This window comes from Streptomyces radiopugnans, from assembly GCF_900110735.1.
GTDB lineage: Bacteria > Actinomycetota > Actinomycetes > Streptomycetales > Streptomycetaceae > Streptomyces > Streptomyces radiopugnans.
Window position 1 is genome coordinate 67621 of the sequence record NZ_FOET01000008.1, and the last position, 14149, is coordinate 81769.

General features: G+C 73.8%; 13 protein-coding genes. 4 read left to right on the forward strand and 9 right to left on the reverse strand.

Annotated elements, in window-relative coordinates; translation table 11 throughout:
• The first annotated feature begins 212 nt into the window (after positions 1–212).
• Positions 213–1538, forward strand: coding sequence for a CE1 family esterase (locus BMY40_RS16070; RefSeq protein WP_093660083.1), 1326 nt, complete (start codon positions 213–215; stop codon positions 1536–1538).
• 108 nt (positions 1539–1646) lie between these two features.
• On the opposite strand, the gene BMY40_RS16075 is transcribed toward BMY40_RS16070, so the two are convergent.
• The 7 genes from BMY40_RS16075 to BMY40_RS16105 form a co-directional block, all read right to left on the reverse strand.
• The gene (locus BMY40_RS16075; RefSeq protein WP_245770132.1) at positions 1647–2192 is read right to left on the reverse strand and encodes a hypothetical protein; all 546 of its coding nucleotides are present in this window, start codon (positions 2190–2192) and stop codon (positions 1647–1649) included.
• Positions 2193–2200: 8 nt separating this feature from the next.
• Positions 2201–3382: an ROK family glucokinase gene (locus tag BMY40_RS16080; RefSeq protein ID WP_093660087.1), complete on the reverse strand. Its 1182-nt coding sequence runs from the start codon at positions 3380–3382 to the stop codon at positions 2201–2203.
• A 16-nt stretch (positions 3383–3398) separates the two neighbouring features.
• Complete coding sequence (locus BMY40_RS16085) at positions 3399–4265, reverse strand: ATP-binding cassette domain-containing protein (RefSeq protein WP_093660089.1); 867 nt, start codon at positions 4263–4265, stop codon at positions 3399–3401.
• The gene (locus tag BMY40_RS16090) at positions 4232–5272 is read right to left on the reverse strand and encodes an ABC transporter permease (RefSeq protein ID WP_093660091.1); all 1041 of its coding nucleotides are present in this window, start codon (positions 5270–5272) and stop codon (positions 4232–4234) included. Before BMY40_RS16090 ends, BMY40_RS16085 begins: the two co-directional genes overlap by 34 nt.
• A complete protein-coding gene (locus BMY40_RS16095) occupies positions 5269–6309 on the reverse strand; it encodes a sugar ABC transporter substrate-binding protein (protein ID WP_483883292.1) in 1041 nt (346 codons plus the stop codon). The genes BMY40_RS16090 and BMY40_RS16095 overlap by 4 nt, the downstream gene beginning before the upstream one ends.
• Positions 6310–6555: 246 nt before the next feature.
• The gene (locus tag BMY40_RS16100; RefSeq protein ID WP_093660093.1) at positions 6556–7758 is read right to left on the reverse strand and encodes a cytochrome P450 family protein; all 1203 of its coding nucleotides are present in this window, start codon (positions 7756–7758) and stop codon (positions 6556–6558) included.
• 118 nt (positions 7759–7876) lie between these two features.
• Positions 7877–8191 carry a DUF5955 family protein gene (locus BMY40_RS16105; protein ID WP_093660095.1) on the reverse strand — a complete coding sequence of 105 codons (315 nt, stop codon included), beginning with the start codon at positions 8189–8191 and terminating at the stop codon, positions 7877–7879.
• Between the two features lie 403 nt (positions 8192–8594).
• On the opposite strand from BMY40_RS16105, the gene aceB reads away from it, so the two are divergent.
• Both aceB and BMY40_RS16115 read left to right on the forward strand, forming a co-directional pair.
• Entirely contained in the window at positions 8595–10232 is a 1638-nt protein-coding gene (gene aceB, locus BMY40_RS16110; RefSeq protein ID WP_093660097.1) for a malate synthase A, read from the forward strand.
• Between the two features lie 224 nt (positions 10233–10456).
• Complete coding sequence (locus BMY40_RS16115; RefSeq protein ID WP_093660099.1) at positions 10457–11197, forward strand: hypothetical protein; 741 nt, start codon at positions 10457–10459, stop codon at positions 11195–11197.
• Between the two features lie 42 nt (positions 11198–11239).
• Here the strand turns inward: BMY40_RS16115 and BMY40_RS16120 are convergent, their stop codons facing one another.
• Positions 11240–11668 carry a VOC family protein gene (locus tag BMY40_RS16120; RefSeq protein ID WP_093660101.1) on the reverse strand — a complete coding sequence of 143 codons (429 nt, stop codon included), beginning with the start codon at positions 11666–11668 and terminating at the stop codon, positions 11240–11242.
• A gap of 277 nt (positions 11669–11945) precedes the next feature.
• Between BMY40_RS16120 and BMY40_RS16125 the strand changes: the two genes are divergently transcribed.
• Positions 11946–12419 (forward strand): nuclear transport factor 2 family protein, encoded by a 474-nt coding sequence (locus tag BMY40_RS16125; RefSeq protein WP_245770133.1) that lies wholly within the window; start codon positions 11946–11948, stop codon positions 12417–12419.
• A 68-nt stretch (positions 12420–12487) separates the two neighbouring features.
• Here the strand turns inward: BMY40_RS16125 and BMY40_RS16130 are convergent, their stop codons facing one another.
• Entirely contained in the window at positions 12488–13957 is a 1470-nt protein-coding gene (locus tag BMY40_RS16130) for an NCS2 family permease (protein WP_093660102.1), read from the reverse strand.
• Positions 13958–14149 lie beyond the last annotated feature (192 nt).

The following is a 14149-nucleotide window of genomic DNA, read 5'->3' on the forward strand; positions in this document are numbered from 1 at the left end:
CGGATGCGCGCACCTTCGCCCCCCGGAGGGGAGCCGGTTCCGCGGGCGGTGTTGACACGACCGGCCGCCTCTCTGGTATCCGTGGCATTCCAGCATCCCGAACTGCATTCGATATTCCGAACATTGAAGGTGATCCCTCGGAAGCGGAACGAGGAGCCCCAGGTGTCCGGACGATCACCGGGGTGGACCCACATGTGGAGAGGAGTCCCACGATGACAAGGACGGCAAGGGCGAGATCCCTCTTATGGCCGGCCCTCGCCGCGGTGCTGCTGGTCCTGGGCACGGGCGGCACCGCGCTGGGCCACGGTGACGCGAGTACCCTGCTCACGGCCCCCCGCACCGGTGCCGCCCCCGCCGCCGGCGCCGATGCCGCCGCGAGCCCCGGATGCGGCAAGGCCCCCACCCTGACGAGCGGTACCCACACGATCCAGAGCGGCGGCAGGAACCGGAGCTTCATCCTGCGGGTCCCCGGCGGCTACGACCGCGACCGCCCCTACCGGCTGGTCTTCGGGTTCCACTGGCTGGGCGGCACCTCCACCGACGTGGCCACCGGCCGCACCGTGGACACGGGCACCTGGGCCTACTACGGGCTCCAGCGGCTGGCGAACGAGAGCGCCGTCTTCGTCGCGCCCCAGGGCCTCGACAACGGCTGGGCCAACACCGGCGGGAGGGACACCGCCTTCGTCGACGACATGATCCGGCTGATCGAGGCGGACCTGTGCGTCGACCAGGAGCAGCGCTTCGCCCTGGGATTCAGCTACGGGGGCGCCATGTCGTACTCGCTCGCGTGTTCCCGCGCGACGGTCTTCCGGGCGGTCGCGGTCCAGAGCGCCGGGGTGCTCAGCGGGTGCGACGACGGCACCAGGCCCATCGCCTACTTCGGAGTGCACGGCCTCAGGGACAGCGTCCTCGGCATCTCCGGCGGCCGGGCGATGCGGGACAGGTTCGTCGGGAACAACGGCTGCACCCCCCAGAACCCGCCGGAGCCGGCCCGGGGCAGCCTGACGCACCGGATCACCGCCTACTCGGGCTGCTCGGCCGGGCACCCGGTCGTCTGGGCCGCGTTCGACGAAGGGCACATCGCCGCCCCGCAGGACGGGGCCCCGGGTGACAGCGGCTCCAGGACCTGGCTGCCGGCGGAGATATGGAAGTTCTTCACCCAGTTCCAGAGCTCCGACCCGGGCCCGGACCCCGAGCCGGAGCCGGCGACCTGCCGGGTCACCGCCACCGTCAACGCCTGGAACACCGGCCTGACCTCGAACATCACCATCACCAACACCGGCACCGCCGCGATCGGGGGCTGGTCCCTCGCGTTCACCCTGCCCGGCGGCCAGACCATCACCTCCGGCTGGAACGCGGACTACTCCCCCGCCTCCGGCCGGGTGACGGCCAGGAACGTCTCCCACAACGCCACCATCGCCCCGGGCGCGTCGGTCGGCATCGGCTTCCAGGCCACACACACCGGCGACACCGCCCCGCCGGCCTCCTACGCCCTCAACGGCACCGCCTGCGCCGTCGCGGGCGGTCCGCGGAACTGACCGGACGGTCCGGCCCCGCGGTGAGGCCCCGCCGGAGCGCTCCGGCGGGGCCTCACCGCTCCGCCCGCTCCCGCACGGTCCCCCCGGACCGGTCGGCGGCCGGTTCCGTCAGAACTCGACCGTGGAGACCGCGTAGACCCGCAGCCGGTCCTCACTGGTGACATCCACGGTGACCGCCAGGTCGGGCCGCTCGCCGGGCCGCTCGACCCTGATGCCCGCGTAGCGGCGGCCCGGGGCGTCCAGATCCCAGCCCACCGTCTGCGCCTGCCGCCCGGTGACCCCCGGGGCGCCCTCCCGCAGGGCACCCGGATCCCCACCGGCCTCCTCCACGAACCTCTCCAGACCCCGCCGGGAGGTGCGGAACTGCACGTAGAAGGTGCTGCGCTGCCAGCTGTTGGCCTCGTAGTGCGCCACATAGGTGGACCCGCCGGGCACGGGTACCTCGTAGATGCGGCTCTCCAGCTTGCTGGGCCACTGCCACACCAGGCCGGTGGCGGCGGCGGCGCGCTGCTTGTCCTTACCGCTGTCACGGCTCTGATAGGCGGAGAGCACCAGATAGCCGGCGGGCACGGCGATCAGCAGCACCACCACGACCGCGGCCAGCCAGCGATGCCTGGGCCGGTGCGGCGGAGTGCCGGGCTGCGGCAGAGACACCAGAGTGGTCAACGGCCCGCCCCCCAACCACGCGACGGCAACAAACCGACCCCGGCGCGCTCGTACCGCTCCACCCGGCGGCGGTTGGCGCGGCGGAAGCGGCGGGCGACCAGCCGGGCGAGGTCGGCGGCGCCGACCATGCCGGCCTCCGGGCCGAGCTCGGCGCGCACGACACGGGCCTCGGGACGGTAGCCGCGGCCGGTGAGGTGGCGGCGGAAGGCGTCCCGGGCGGGGCCGATCAGCAGTTCGTCGGCGGCGCTGACCCCGCCGCCGACGACGAAGCAGGAGGGGTCCAGCGCGGCGGCCAGGTTGGCGATGCCGACGCCGAGCCACTCGCCGATCTCCTGGAGGAGCTCGGTGCACATCGCGTCGCCCTCGCGGGCCAGTTCGGTGATCAGCGGCCCGGTGATGTCGCGGACGTTGCCGCCGACGCGGTCGATGATCCCGTACGCGACCGGCGACTCGGCCGCCGCCAGCTCGCGGGCCTCGCGGACCAGGGCGTTGCCGGAGCTGTACTGCTCCCAGCAGCCGCGGTTGCCGCAGGGGCAGCGGTGGCCGCCGGGCACGACCTGCATGTGGCCGAACTCCCCGGCCACGCCGTACCTGCCCCGCTTGACCTGGCCGTCCTCGAGTATGGCGCCGCCGATGCCGGTGCCGAGGGTGATCATGACGAGGTGGTCCTCGCCGCGGCCGGCGCCGAAGCGCCACTCGCCCCAGGCGGCGGTGTTGGCGTCGTTGTCGACCATGACGGGCACGGCCAGGCGGGCGGTCAGCGCGTCGCGCAGCGGCTCGTCGCGCCAGGCCAGGTGGGGGGCGAACAGCACCCGGGAGCGGTCGGCGTCCACCCAGCCGGCCGCCCCGATGCCGACGGCGTGCACGTCGTGGCGGTCGGAGAGGTCCAGGACCAGCTCGGCGATGGTGTCCTCGACCACCTTCGGGCTCTTGGACTTGTCGGGGGTCTCCGCCCGGACCTTCTCCAGGATGCGGCCGTCGGCGTCGACGACGCCCGCCATCACCTTGGTGCCGCCGATGTCGATGCCCACCGTGGGCACGCGCGGCGCGGAGACGTACGAACGCCGTTCGCGCATGGCCACGGTCCTGAACACCGTCGCTCTGGCGGTCGCCCTGGCGGTCGTTCCGGCGGTCGTTCCGGCAGAGCCGCGGTGCACCCGGTCACGGTACGTACTCATCACCGTCGATTGTGCCCTACGAAGCCCGGCGGCCCGGCTCCGAGGGACGGGTGCGCGCCAGTTCGTGGCCGAGCTCGTCCAGCTCGCTGCCGCCCGCCATCTGGCGGGTCAGCTCGTCCAGGCCGATCTCCTCGCGGGCGTGGCTGCCTGCCATGGAGCCGCGCTTGAGCAGTACGAACCGGTCGCCGACCAGATGGGCGTGGTGGGGGTTGTGGGTGACCAGCACGACGCCCAGCCCCTCGTCGCGGGCGGCGGCGACGTAGCGCAGGACCACCCCGGCCTGTTTGACGCCCAGGGCCGCGGTCGGCTCGTCCAGGACGACCACCCGGGCGCCGAAGTGGACGGCGCGGGCGATGGCGACCGACTGCCGCTCGCCGCCGGAGAGGGTGCCGATGGGCTGGTCCACGTCGCGCAGGTCGATGCCCATGCGCAGCAGGGCCTCACGGGTGGTGCGGCGCATGGCGGCGGCGTCCAGGCGGCGCAGGGGGCCGCGTCCGGTGACGGGCTCGGAGCCGAGGAAGAAGTTGCGCCACACCGGCATCAGCGGGACGACCGCCAGGTCCTGGTAGACGGTGGCGATGCCGCGGTCGAGGGCTTCGCGGGGCGAGGTGAGGCGGACCTCCTCGCCGTCGATGCGGAAGGCGCCGGCGTCGTGCCGGTGCAGCCCGGAGATGATCTTGATGAGGGTAGACTTGCCGGCCCCGTTGTCGCCGAGCACGCAGGTGATCTCACCGGGGCGGACCGCCAGCGACACGCCCTCCAGCGCGGTCACGTTGCCGTAGCGCTTGCCGACGCCCTCCAGCTCCACCAGTGCCGCGGGGGAGCCGGCCGGCGCCGTGGGTGACTCGTTCACGAGGATGCCTCCGCCCGCCTTCGGATCCATGCGTTGAGCAGTGTGGCGAGCAGCAGCATCGCCCCGAGGAAGAACTTGAACCAGTTGGGGTCCCACTGCGCGTAGACGATGCCCTTGCTGGTCATGCCGAAGATCAGGGCGCCGACGGCGGCGCCGGCCGCCGAGCCGTAGCCGCCGGTGAGCAGGCAGCCGCCGATGACGGCCGCGGCGATGTAGATCAGCTCGTTGCCCACACCCTCGCTGGACTGCACCACGTCGTAGCTGAACAGCAGGTGCTGGCCGGAGATCCAGGCGGCCAGGGCCACGCCCGCGTACAGGCCGATCCTGGTGCGGTCGACGGGGACACCGACCGCGCGGGCGGCCTCCGCGTTGCCGCCGACGGCGAAGACCCAGTTGCCCGCCCTGGTCCGCAGCAGGATCCAGGTGGCCGCGGCGACCAGCGCGAGCCACCAGACGATGGTGATCCTCAGTTGGAAGCCGCCGACGGTCAGTTCGGAGGCGAAGACCGCGCGGGCGGAGGCGAAGCCCTCCATGTCGCCGATCGCCTTGGTGGAGACCGTGCCGCCGATCAGCTTGGTGAGGCCGAGGTTGAGGCCGGTGAGCATCAGGAAGGTGCCCAGGGTGATGATGAAGCTCGGCAGGCGGGTGCGGGTGAGCGTCCAGCCGTTGAAGAAGCCGATCGCGAGGGTGACCAGCAGGGACACCGCGACGCCGACCCACACGTTCGCCGTCATCTGGTAGCTGAACATCGACGACACCAGCGCCGAGCTGGTGACCATCACGCCCGCCGACAGGTCGAACTCCCCGCCGATCATCAGCAGGGCCACCGGCACCGCCATGATGCCGATGGTGGAGGAGGCGTACAGGACGGTGCCCAGGCCGGCGGGGCGCAGGAAGTCGTCGGCGGCGACGGCGAAGAAGACCAGGACGGCCACGGCCCCGACCACCGCGCCCAGCTCGGGGCGGGCCAGCAGGCGCCGTACCACCGGTCCGCGTGCGGCGGCGTCCTCCGCCAGGGCCGCGGGGGTGGCGGTCACCGGGTGCCCCGCTCGGTGTACTTCTCCAGGTCGGCGGCGTCGTCCCGGGTCACCAGCTGCGGGCCGGTGAGGACCGGCCGTCCGCCGCCGAGCATGTTGCCGTTGTAGCGGTGCAGCCACAGCAGGTCGACGGCCTCGTAGCCCTGGAGGTAGGGCTGCTGGTCGACGGCGAAGCCGATCGTGCCGTCCCACAGGCCTTCCGCGACCCGGGCGTTGAGGTCGAAGGTGTTGACCTCCGCGTCGCTGCCCGCCTGCTTCACGGCCTTGGCGGCGGTGGCGGCGAAGGGGGCGCCGAGGGTGACGACGGTGTCCACGTCCCGGTCGGACTGGAGCTCGGCCTCGACGGAGGACTCCACGGAGGGCATGTTGGTGCCGTCCACGTAGAGGTTCTCCACCTTGCCGTCGAAGGCCTTGCGCACTCCGGCGCAGCGCTCCTCGTGGCCGACGTTGCCCTGCTCGTGGACGACGCACAGGGCCTTGGCGTGGCCGCGCTCGTTCAGCTCACGGCCGACCGCCTCCCCGGCGACGGACTCGTCCTGGCCGATGTGGGCGAGGGCGCCGAGGCCGGCGGACTCGTCCTGGCCGGAGTTGATCGTGACCACCGGTATCCCGGCCTTCACCGCCTTGCGCACCACCGCCTCCATCGCCTCGGGCTTGGCGAGGGTGACGATCAGCCCGTCCACCTTCTGGTCGATGGCGGTCTGGACGAGCTGGGCCTGGCGGCCGGCCTCCTTGTCGTGGGAGTAGAGGAACTCCACGTTGTCCTTGACGGCCGCCTGCTCGGCGCCGCTGCGGACGATGTCCCAGTAGGTGTCGCCGTCTCCCGAGTGGGTGACCATCGCGAACGTCCAGCGCGGGGTGTCCACCGCCGCGCGGCCCCCGGCGCGCTCGCGCTCCTCCTCGGCCCGCTTCCCGCCGGTGCTGCTGCATCCGGCCAGGGCGAGCGCGAGGACCGCCGCCAGCACCGCGCCCTTCGTCCGTATGCCGGCCCGTATGCCGGTCCGTACGCCCCTGCGTACCCCTCCTGCCGTGGTCACGCGGTTTCCGCCCTCTCGCTGCGTGGGTGCCGGCCTGGCGGCCGGTTCCGTGCCGTGCGGGGCGCGGGCGGTGCCCGGCCCCGGCCGCACAAGTATCCGTCACCGCAGCTCGCGGGGGGAGCGGGGGTGCCGGGGAGGACCCGTGGAGGTGTCCGCGGAGGGCGGGACGGAGGCCGGCGGGGGGCGGGAGGGGGCAAGGGAGGGGCGGACCGGCGGGAGCGTCGGGCGGTGTCCCGGAACGGTGCCTCAGAAGCGCACCGGCAGGCGGTGCGGGCCGCGGATGAGCATGCCCTGCCGCCAGGAGACGGCCGCGGGGTGGATGTCGAGGGCCAGGTCCGGGCAGTGCTCCAGCAGCGCGCGGACGGCGACGCGGCCCTCCAGCCGGGCCAGCGGGGCGCCCAGGCAGTGGTGGATGCCGTGCCCGAAGGCGAGGTGGCCCCGGGACCCGCGGCGGATGTCGAAGCGGCCGGGCTCCTCGAAGCGCCCCGGGTCGCGGTTGGCGTCGGCGAGGGCCGCCAGCACCAGCTCCCCGCCGCCGGGGATCACCGTCCCGCCGATCTCGACGGGCTCGGTGGTGAAGCGGTAGGTGGGCGTCTCGACCGGGCCGTCGTAGCGCAGCATCTCCTCGACCGCGCCCTCGGTCAGGGAGGGGTCCGAGCGCAGCAGCGCGAGCTGGTCGGGGTGGGTGAGCAGGGCGAAGGTGCCGTTCGCGATCAGGTTGACGGTGGTCTCGTGGCCCGCGATGAGCAGCAGCCAGGCCATGCCGAGCAGCTCCTCGGCGGACAGCCGGTCGCCGTCCTCGTCGGCGGTGTGCAGCAGGGCGCTCAGCAGGTCCTCGCCCGGCTGCCGCCGCTTCTCCTCCAACAGCCCGGTGAGGTAGGCGGTGACGGCCTCGTTCGCGGCCCGCTTCTCCTCGAAGCCCGCGTCCCCGACGACGGTGGCCGACCAGGCGCGGAACGCCTCCCGGTCCAGGAACGGCACGCCCAGCAGCTCGCAGATGACCGTGATGGGCAGTGGGAAGGCGTAGGCGTCCACCAGGTCGGCCCGCCGGTCGGGCTCCTTCAGCATCGCCTCCAGCAGCCCGTCGGCAATCTCCCGCACCCTCGGCTCCAGGGACGCCACGCGCCGCGCGGTGAACTCGCGGGCGACGAGCCTGCGCAGCCTGGTGTGGTCCGGCGGGTCGGTGCTGAGCATGCTGACCCCGGCCGCCGGAGGGCCCACCGGCAGGGCGGGCGAGGCGTTGCTCCAGTGCTTGGACAGGCGCGGGTCGGCGAGGACGGCCCGCGCCTCCTCGTATCCGACGACCAGCCACGCCTCGGCACCCTCGGGCATCCGCACCCGGTGCACCGGGCCGCGGGCCCGCAGCCCGGCGTAGACGGGGTAGGGGTCGCGGACGAAGTCCTCGCCCAGGGCCACCAGGTCGACCGGCGCCCGCTCGTCCGTGCTCATCCGCGCCTCCCCCTGTGTGGCCCTCCGCCGCCGATGATGCCAGCGGGAGGTCCCGCGGCGGCATCGTTATCCGGCCAGGCGTACCGGCAACCGCAGGTGGGCCGAAACGGGCCGCCCTTCAGGACGTCGGCCCGCCGAACAGCTCGACGGCCTTGCGCACCTCCGCCAGCGCCTCGGCCAGCGCGCTCACCGAGCCGATCGCCCCCGCGATCAGCAGCAGCGAGTGGCGCAGCCGGACGACCTCGGGAGCGCCCGCGCGGAGCGCGGCCTCCACGGCGGCCAGTTCGTCCTCGGCTATCTGCCGGTCCGCCAACTGTGCGCGGTAACCGGCGAGTTCACGGTGCAGCCGGGCCACGGCCCGGTGCAGTGCGATGACCCGCGGGTCGTCCTGTCCGTGGACGACCGCCCGGCGCCCTACCGCTTCCTTCCGCAACGCAGCTCCCCCCACACGGATGCTGTGTTCCTCGTCGTCTGTCGTCGTGCTCCGTCGTGCTCCGTCTTCCCGTTCCCGGTTCTCCGCGGCGCTGTCGTTCCGTTCGGCCGCCGCTCCCCAGCCGTACGGGCTCCCGGCCCGGCCCCTCCCGGGGCCGTGCGGCCGGGGAGGGGTGCGCACAGTAAACGCCACTCTCCGCACATCGCGCTACACGGAGGGCGAGACCCGGGGCATGGTTCAGGCCACCGGGACCGGTCGGCCCGGCGGACGGACGGCGGGCGGCGGACGGTCCCGGGGCCCGGCGGACCGCAGGCCCCGACGATGGGCAGACTGGTCCGCGGCGGCGGAACGTGCCGGTGGCAGCGGCCCCTGCCCGCCGCCCCGACGAAGGAGTGACACGCCCATGTCCGCAGCAGCGCCGCCCCCGCCCGCCGTCGTCACCGGCGCCGACCCCGCCCGGACGCCCGACGAGCACCGGGGGCGTCACGGAGAGGTCCTCACCGATGCCGCCCTCGCCTTCCTCGGCGAGCTGCACCATCGGTTCACCCCGCGCCGCGACGAACTGCTGGCCCGCCGGGCCGAGCGCCGCGCCGAGATCGCCCGCAACGGCACCCTGGACTTCCCGCCCTCCACCGCCCACGTCCGCGAGGGCGACTGGCGGGTGGCGCCGGCCCCCGAGGCGCTCCGGGACCGCCGGGTGGAGATCACCGGCCCGGTCGACCGCAGGATGACGGTCAACGCCCTCAACTCCGGCGCCCGCGTCTGGCTCGCCGACTTCGAGGACGCCTCCGCCCCCACCTGGGGGAACGTGGTCGGCGGCCAGATCAACCTGATGGACGCCCACCGCCGCCGCATCGACTTCACCGCGCCCGGGGGCAGGCGCTACGAGCTGCGGCCCGACGGGGAGACGGCCACCGTCGTGGTACGGCCGCGCGGCTGGCACCTGGACGAGCGCCACCTGCGGGTCGGCGACCGCGCCGTGCCCGGCGCGCTGGTCGACTTCGGCCTGTACTTCTTCCACAACGCCCGTCTGCTGCTGGAGACGGGCCGGGGCCCGTACTTCTACCTGCCCAAGCTGGAGTCGCACCTGGAGGCGCGGCTGTGGAACGACGTCTTCGTCTTCGCCCAGGACCACTGCGGCATCCCGCGGGGCTCCGTCCGCGCCACCGTGCTGATCGAGACGATCACCGCCGCGTTCGAGATGGAGGAGATCCTCTACGAGCTGCGCGACCACGCCTCCGGCCTCAACGCGGGCCGCTGGGACTACCTGTTCTCCATCGTGAAGAACTTCCGGGACGCCGGTGAGCGGTTCGTGCTGCCCGACCGCAACGCGGTGACCATGACCGCGCCCTTCATGCGCGCCTACACCGAGCTGCTGGTGCGCACCTGCCACAAGCGCGGGGCACACGCCATCGGCGGCATGTCCGCCTTCATCCCCGACCGGCGCGACCCGCGGGCCAACGAGCGGGCCTTCGCCAGGGTCAGGGCCGACAAGGACCGCGAGGCAGGGGACGGTTTCGACGGCTCCTGGGTGGCCCATCCCGACCTGGTGCCCGTCGCGCAGGCGTCCTTCGACGCGGTGCTCGGCACCCGGCCGCACCAGAAGGAGCGGCTGCGCGAGGACGTGCGCGTCACCGCGGCCGACCTGCTCGCCGTCGACTCCCTGGAGGCCAGGCCCACCCGCGAGGGGCTGGTGGGCGCCGTCCGGGTCGGCATCCGCTACATCGAGGCGTGGCTGCGGGGCCAGGGCGCCGTGGCGATCTTCGGACTGATGGAGGACGCCGCGACCGCCGAGATCTCGCGGTCGCAGATCTGGCAGTGGGTCGACGCCGGCGTGGTGCTGGACACCGGGGAGAAGGTCACCCCCGAACTGGTGCGCTCGCTGGCCGCCGACGACCTGGCGGACATCCGCGCCGAACTGGGCGAGGAGGCGTACGCGGCGGGCAGGTGGCGGCAGGCGCACGACCTGCTGCTGCGGGTGGCGCTGGACGAGGACTACGTGGAGTTCCTGACCCTGCCGGCGTACGAGCTGCTGGACTGAGCGGTGCCGGGCGACGGGCCGCGGGCCGCGGGCTGCGGGCTGCGGGCTGCGGGCTGCGGGCTGCGGGCTGCCGGGGGAATATGACCGGAAGTCACCCCTCCGCTCCGCCGCCGGGTGACACGGCCGCGCGAAACCCGTTCCCGGCGGCCGGCGCATCGGGGACGATGAGCGCGCGAAGCCCCCGTTCCCGTGGCCTTCGGCCCGATCCTCCGCCTGGAGCCGAGATGGCAGAGACCGTGCCTGTGCGGTGCCCCCAGTGCCGCCGTGAGCACCTCTACACCGTGCCTTCCTACCCGTGCCGCTGCGGCGCCCCGGTGGCACCCGAGCTGCTGCGCGGCGGGATTCCCGTACGGGTGCGGCACCGCGTGTGGGCCGACTCCTGGCTGACGCTGCGCTGCGCGGCCTGCGGACGGCACGACGAGTGGCCGCGGCCGGAGCTGGGCTGCCCGTGCGGCGCGCTGCTGCGGCCTCCCCTCGCCCAGCCCTCCGACCAGTCCTCCGGGGCCGCCTGCCCGTCCTCCGTGCCGGCGGGCGGGCAGGCGGCGGACGCGCCCCGGCCGGCCGCGGTCCGCGAGCGGCCCGACTTCCAGCCGGTCGCCATCCGCACCGCCCGGGACGCGGTGACGGCCGCCGCGCTCTATCTGGACTGGCTGGGCTTCGAGCGGGTGCGTCCCGTGATCGGGGCCCATCCGGCCTCGGGCGTCGATCTGCGCGGGCCCGACGTCCTGGCCGGGGTCGATCCCACCACCTCGCCGACCGGGCCGGAGGCCGTCGAGACGCTGTGGCTGCACGGTCTCAACGAGTCGGCGGTGGCCGTCTGCTTCTCCCTGGCGGGTTACACCCGCGAGGCGCTCGGCCGCGCGGAAAGCCTGGGCCTCCCGCTCTTCACGCTGGATCTGGCGGGCACCCCGCAGCCGGTCAACGAGGCGGCGCACGCGCTGCTCGGCGCCGGCGGCCCGCGCTGACCCCGCGTTCCCCGACGGGGCCGCCCGCCGGGGGGCGCGGGGTCAGTCGCCGGTGAAGAGGCAGAACACGTGCCCGACCGGGTCGGTGTAGACCCGTACGTCGTCCTGGGGCTGGAAGCCGGCGAGGGTGGCACCGGCCGCGACGGCGTGCTCGTGGGCGGCTTCCAGGTCGTCGACCTCGAAGTCCAGGTGGAGCATCATCTGCTGGCGGTCGTTCCTGCCCGGCCAGGTGGGCGGCCGGTACTCCGGCTCGGTCTGGAAGGAGAGCTTGGTGCTGCCCGGGCCCTTCAGGCTCACCCAGTCGGATTCGTCCTCGACGGTCTCCCAGCCCAGGAGCCGCCGGTAGAAGGCGGCGAGGGCGCGGGGGTCGGGCGCGTCCAGGACGACGCCGGACAGAGCCCTGGGGACGCCGTCCTTCCGGGCCGGCTCGTGCGGGCGCTGCGGTAACCGGCCGTGCTGGATCTCGCTCATGCCGCCTCCGTGGAGAAGTGGGCCTCGATCGGAGGGACGGATGCCCGCGCCGGCCGCTGCCCACTCGCGCCGGCCCGTGTGCCGTGCCCGGCGCGCGGAGGGTCCGCAGCCGGTGGGAGGTGGCGGCCGGCGGGGACGGGGCCCGCGGGGGTGCGTGAGATGCACGGGCGCACGGGGTGCACGGAGAATCTCCTAATCAAGTTTGACTAGCAAAACACCCGGGCATTACCCTCCTCACCCTCCTCTGCAACTAGTCAAGTTTGATGAATGGAGAGCCTTGCTGCAGAACACCGAGACCGCCGCGGCCCTGACCGGCTACACCCCGACCGAGGAGGACCTGCGGAGCCTGGAGGAGTGGTTCGCCGCCTACGACGGACTCGCCTCCTCGCCCACCCCGGAGAACATCGAGCACATGGCCGACATGGCCGTCTTCCCGCTCAACCTGGTGACCGACGGCTCCGACGGCGACGGCCGGACAGCCCAGTGGGACCGGCAGCGGTACACCGGGACGATGAACGCGGTGATGGGCGGCGGAGGGGACGGGGAGGTCCGCTTCGAGTCGGCGCGCACCCCGTTCTTCCTCTCCCCCTGCCTCGCCGTGGTGTTCACCGACTCGGTGATGACGGCGGCCGGCGGTGAGGAGCACCGCACGCGCTATGCCGACATCCTGGTGCGCCGGGGCGGTGTCTGGCGCTTCCAGACGATGGTCCAGGGCGGCTGGGCCGAGATGCTGGAGGAGCGGCGGGACTGACCGCGCTCCCCTCTGTGCCGGTGCCGGGCCGAGCCGGATGCTCCGGTCCGGCACCGGCACCGGCCGGCTCATCCCTCCGCCCCCGTGCCGCCCACCGCGAAGTGGACGAGGAAGACCGCCGTCAGCAGCCACATCAGCAGCCCCGGTTCACGCCAGCGCCCCACCGCCGCCCGCACGGCGGTGTAGGCGATGACGCCCGCGCCGATGCCGGTGGTGATGGAGTAGGTGAAGGGCATCAGGACGACGGTGAGGAAGACCGGGATCGCCGTGGTGCGGTCGGTCCAGTCCACGTACCGGGAGTTCTGCATCATCATCGCGCCGATGACGACCAGCGCGGCGGAGGCCACCTGACCGGGCACGATCAGCGCCAGCGGCGTGAACAGCAGCGCCGCCGCGAACAGCAGCCCGGTGACGACGGCGGACAGCCCCGTACGGGCGCCCTCGCCCACACCCGTGGCCGACTCGATGAACACCGTCTGGCCCGACGCGCTCGCCACTCCGCCGACCACCCCGCCCGCGCCGTCCACCAGCAGCGCCCGGCCCAGCCCCGGCATCCGCTCCTGCTCGTCGGTGAGCCCCGCCTCGTGGCCGACGGCGATGATGGTGGCCATCGCGTCGAAGAACCCGGCCAGCACCAGAGTGAAGACGATCATGGTGAAGCCGGTGACGCCCAGGCCCGCCAGGCCGCCGATCTCCACGTTCCCCAGCAGGCCGAAGTCGGGGGCGGAGACCAGCCGTTCGGGGAGCTCGGGAACGGCGCCGCCCCACTCCTCGCCGCCGATGCCGAGGGCGGCGGTGGCGGCCATCGAGACGGCGGTGCCGGCGGCGATGCCGATGAGGAGGGCGCCGGGCACCCCGCGGGCCAGCAGCATGAAGATCAGCAGCAGGGTGACGCAGAAGGCCAGCACCGGCCAGCCGGTCAGCCGGCCGCCCTGGCCGAGGGTGACCGGGGAGCCCGGCTCGCCCAGGCCCACGAAGCCCGCGTTGACCAGGCCGACCATCGCGATGAACAGGCCGATGCCGATGGTGATGGCGTGCTTGAGCGCCGTCGGGATCGCGTTCATGATCCGCTCGCGCATCCCGGTGACCACCAGCAGGATGATCACCGAGCCGTAGATCACGCACATCCCCATCGCCTGCGGCCAGCTCACCTCGGGGGCGACCTGGGTGGCCAGTACGCCCGAGACGCCCAGCCCGGCGGCCAGGGCCAGCGGAGCACGGCCGACCAGGCCCATGGCGACGGTGGTGACGGCCGCGGCCAGCGCGGTCGCGGTGATCACCTCGGCGGGGTCGAGCCGGTTCCCGTAGCGGTCGGGGACGGACAGCAGCACGGGGTTGAGCAGCAGGATGTACGCCATCGCCATGAAGGTGGTGACGCCGCCGCGCACCTCCCGCGCGACCGTGGAGCCGCGGCGGGAGATGTGGAACCAGCGGTCGACGGGCGACCCCCCGGAAGGCGTGGGGCCGACCTCCCGGGGGTCCTCGGGGGGTTCCGGCTTCCCAAGGCGTCCGGGCTCGCCGGGGTCCTCCGGGCTCACGGGCCGCTCAGGCGCCCGGCGCCGGCGGCGAGCGCCGCCTCCCGGTCGGCGGGGCACGGGAAGTCCATGGCGTCGGCTCTTCTCGGTCGGTCGCGGGACTCCCCCACCGCCGGCCCGCGGCGGGATCCGGTGCCGGGCGGGCGGCGGCGGGGGATCGGGCGGCTACCCCCGTACTACACCGCGCGCCTGCGG

What these genes read in the sequence shown, in the direction of transcription:
- BMY40_RS16120 (WP_093660101.1), bottom strand. Translation starts at nt 11,668, where the DNA reads ATGAGCGAGATCCAGCACGGCCGGTTACCGCAGCGCCCGCACGAGCCG.
- BMY40_RS16115 (WP_093660099.1), top strand. Translation starts at nt 10,457, where the DNA reads ATGGCAGAGACCGTGCCTGTGCGGTGCCCCCAGTGCCGCCGTGAGCAC.
- BMY40_RS16070 (WP_093660083.1), top strand. Translation starts at nt 213, where the DNA reads ATGACAAGGACGGCAAGGGCGAGATCCCTCTTATGGCCGGCCCTCGCC.
- aceB (WP_093660097.1), top strand. Translation starts at nt 8,595, where the DNA reads ATGTCCGCAGCAGCGCCGCCCCCGCCCGCCGTCGTCACCGGCGCCGAC.
- BMY40_RS16080 (WP_093660087.1), bottom strand. Translation starts at nt 3,382, where the DNA reads ATGAGTACGTACCGTGACCGGGTGCACCGCGGCTCTGCCGGAACGACC.
- BMY40_RS16100 (WP_093660093.1), bottom strand. Translation starts at nt 7,758, where the DNA reads ATGAGCACGGACGAGCGGGCGCCGGTCGACCTGGTGGCCCTGGGCGAG.
- BMY40_RS16085 (WP_093660089.1), bottom strand. Translation starts at nt 4,265, where the DNA reads ATGGATCCGAAGGCGGGCGGAGGCATCCTCGTGAACGAGTCACCCACG.